We start from the raw sequence: 2,818 nt of genomic DNA, 5'->3' as shown, positions 1-2,818 counted from the left end.
GTCGTCGTCTCCCCCCCCCCCCACCGCGCCGCGTTCGACCAGGACCGCGCCCACCTGCGCGCCGGCCTCGTGGCGGGGCGTCCGGCGGTGGGGGCGTGGCGGCGGGGGCTCGGCCGCGCCGGGGGCGGCGCCGACGGTGTCCTGACGTCCTACCGCGAGGCGGGTGAGGCGGTCGCGGTGGCGGCCACCCTGCAGTGGCCCGAGCCGGTGGTCGCCGCGAGCGACCTGCTCGTGTACCGCGTCCTGCTGCAGAACCGGGCCGCGCTCGCCGATGTCGTCGCCGGCGGAGTCGGCGGCCTCGCGAGCGCCCGCGGCGGTGCCGCACCGCTGGTCGAGACCCTCGCCGCCTGGTTCGACACCGGCAACAACCTCGCCGCCACCGCCCGCGCGCTGCACCTCTCGGTGCGGGCCGTGGCCTACCGCCTGCAGCGGGTGCGCGAGCTGACCGGACTCGACCCCGACTCCCCCGCCGACCGCTTCACCCTGCAGGTGGCCGTGCTCGGACAGCGGCTGCTGAGTCGGGCCACAGACGACACCCAGCCACGCCAGCCGTCTGCCTGAATCCGGCAACGAACGGCGGTGGAAGACGGCCGGACATCGCTCCTGCCTGCCCGACCCCAGCACCGAAGACTGGACGCAACGGGCCGATCCGGCCCGCGACCCACATCGTCGGGCTGTGAAGGAGCCATCGTGGACGTCCCCCTCTGGGCCTGGGCCGGTTTCGGCGCCCTGGTGGTGATCATGCTCGCCGTCGACCTGCTCGCCCACCGCGGCGCACACGTCATCAGGTTCCGCGAGGCGGCGTGGTGGAGCGTGGCGTGGGTCGGGCTGGCCCTCGTCTTCGCCCTCGTCGTGGGCCTCACGCTCGGCCGGGACGCCGGCGTCGAGTTCACCACCGCGTGGCTGCTCGAGAAGAGCCTGTCGGTCGACAACCTGTTCGTCTTCGCGCTGATCTTCGGGTACTTCAAGGTGCCGCGCGCCTACCAGCACCGCGTGTTGTTCCTCGGCGTGCTCGGCGCGCTGGTGTTCCGCGGCGTGATGCTCGCGGCCGGTGTCGCGGTGGTCAGCCGCTTCACCGCCGTGCTGTTCGTCTTCGCCGCGATCCTGCTGTACAGCGCGTGGAAGCTCACCCGCGACGAGGACGAGAGCTACGACCCGGGCCGCAGCCTGGCGCTGCGCCTGCTGCGCAAGGTGATCCCGGTGCGCGACGAGTACGCCGGCACGAGGTTCGTCGTCCGCGAGGCGGGCAAGCGCGTCGCCACGCCGCTGCTCGCCGTCGTCGTGGCCGTCGAGGCCGCCGACCTCGTCTTCGCCGTCGACAGCGTGCCGGCGGTGCTCGCCGTCAGCGACGACGCGTTCATCGTCTACACGAGCAACGCCTTCGCGATACTGGGCCTGCGGGCGCTGTACTTCCTGCTCGCCGGCCTGCTCGAGCGGTTCCACCTGCTCGCCAAGGGGCTGGCGGTCGTCCTCGGCTTCATCGGCGTCAAGCTGGTGCTGCAGGCGAGCCACAAGCTCATCGACCCGGCCGTGCCGGAGATCCCGTCGCTGGTCAGCCTGGCCGTCATCGTCACGGTGCTCGCCGCGTCGATCGTGCTCGGCCTCCGCCGGCCGGCCCCGGAGCCGCACGACACGCCCGCGGACGGGCTGCCGGCTCAGGACAGCGCGGCGAGCCTGGACGCGAGGAACGAGCGCTCGACCGCGTTCTCGGTGAGCAGCAACGCCTCCTCGTAGGCGAGCCGCGCGTCGTCCCGCCGCCCGAGCCGATCGAGGCGGTCGGCCCGGGCGGCGGGCAGGTAGGGGTAGGTCGACAGCTGTGGCTCGGCGGCGAGCCGGTCGAGCGCGGCCAGGCCCGCCGCCGGTCCCTCGGCGAATCCCACCGCGATGGCCCGGTTCAGCGCCACGACGGGCAACGGCCACACGGTCACGAGCACGTCGTAGAGGCCGACGATCTCGCGCCAGTCGGTCGCGTCCCACGATGGCGACTCGGCGTGCACCGCGGCGATCGCGGCCTGCAGCGCGTACCGGCTCGGCGGCCGGGCCCGCAACGCCTCCCGCACGAGCGCGACGCCCTCGGCGATGCGGTCGCGGTGCCACCGGCTGCGATCCTGGTGCTCGAGCCGGACGAGCGCGCCGGTGGCGTCGGTGCGGGTGTCGCGGCGCGCGTCGGTGAGCAACAGCAGGGCGAGCAGTCCGGCGACGTCGGCCGCGCCCGGCAGCAGCTCGCGCAGCAGCCGGGCGAGCTGCAGGGCCCGCTCGACGAGGTCGGCGCGCACGAGGTCCTCGCCAACGGGCGCGGTGTGGCCGGTCGTGAACAGCAGGTGCACGACGTCGAGCACCGACCCGACCCGCTCGGGCAGCTGCTCGGCCGACGGCACGCGGTAGGGGATGCGGGCAGTCGCGATCTTCTTCTTGGCCCGGGTGATGCGGGCGGCCATCGTCGGCTCGCTCACCAGGAAGGCGTGGGCCACCTCGGCGGTGGTGAGGCCGCAGAGCAGCCGCAGCGTCAGGGCCACCCGCGCCTCGGGCGGCAGCGCGGGGTGACAGCAGGTGAAGACGAGTTCGAGCCGGTGGTCGGGGATGGCCGACGGGTCGTCGTCCGGCCCGACCGTCCCGTCCATCACCAGTTCGGGCAGCGCCCGCTGGAACAGGGCGTCGCGGCGCAGCAGGTCGAGCGCGCGCCGACGGGCCGTCGTGGTCAGCCACGCGCCCGGCCGGGCCGGGATGCCGGAGGCGGGCCAGGTGGCGAGGGCCTTGGCGTACGCGTCCTGCACGCACTCCTCGGCCAGGTCGAGGTCGCGCGTGACGCGCACCGTCG

At 74.4% G+C, this 2,818-nt stretch carries 3 protein-coding genes; 2 read left to right on the top strand and 1 reads right to left on the bottom strand.

Features of this window, described 5'->3' with window-relative positions; translation table 11 throughout:
• Both ACTHMS_RS01045 and ACTHMS_RS01040 read left to right on the top strand, forming a co-directional pair.
• A partial coding sequence (locus ACTHMS_RS01045) for a PucR family transcriptional regulator (RefSeq protein WP_440304822.1) occupies positions 1-561 on the top strand: 561 nt, incomplete at its 5' end.
• 129 nt (positions 562-690) lie between these two features.
• Positions 691-1,734: a TerC family protein gene (locus ACTHMS_RS01040; protein ID WP_440304821.1), complete on the top strand. Its 1,044-nt coding sequence runs from the start codon at positions 691-693 to the stop codon at positions 1,732-1,734.
• On the opposite strand, the gene ACTHMS_RS01035 is transcribed toward ACTHMS_RS01040, so the two are convergent.
• A partial coding sequence (locus ACTHMS_RS01035) for an RNA polymerase sigma factor (RefSeq protein WP_440304820.1) occupies positions 1,656-2,818 on the bottom strand: 1,163 nt, incomplete at its 5' end. The two genes, ACTHMS_RS01040 and ACTHMS_RS01035, sit on opposite strands and share 79 nt — an antisense overlap.

This window comes from Jatrophihabitans sp., from assembly GCF_051960575.1.
GTDB lineage: Bacteria > Actinomycetota > Actinomycetes > Mycobacteriales > Jatrophihabitantaceae > JBQCEE01.
Note: the sequence above shows the minus strand (reverse complement) of the source record. Positions and strands in the feature narration are given on the sequence as shown.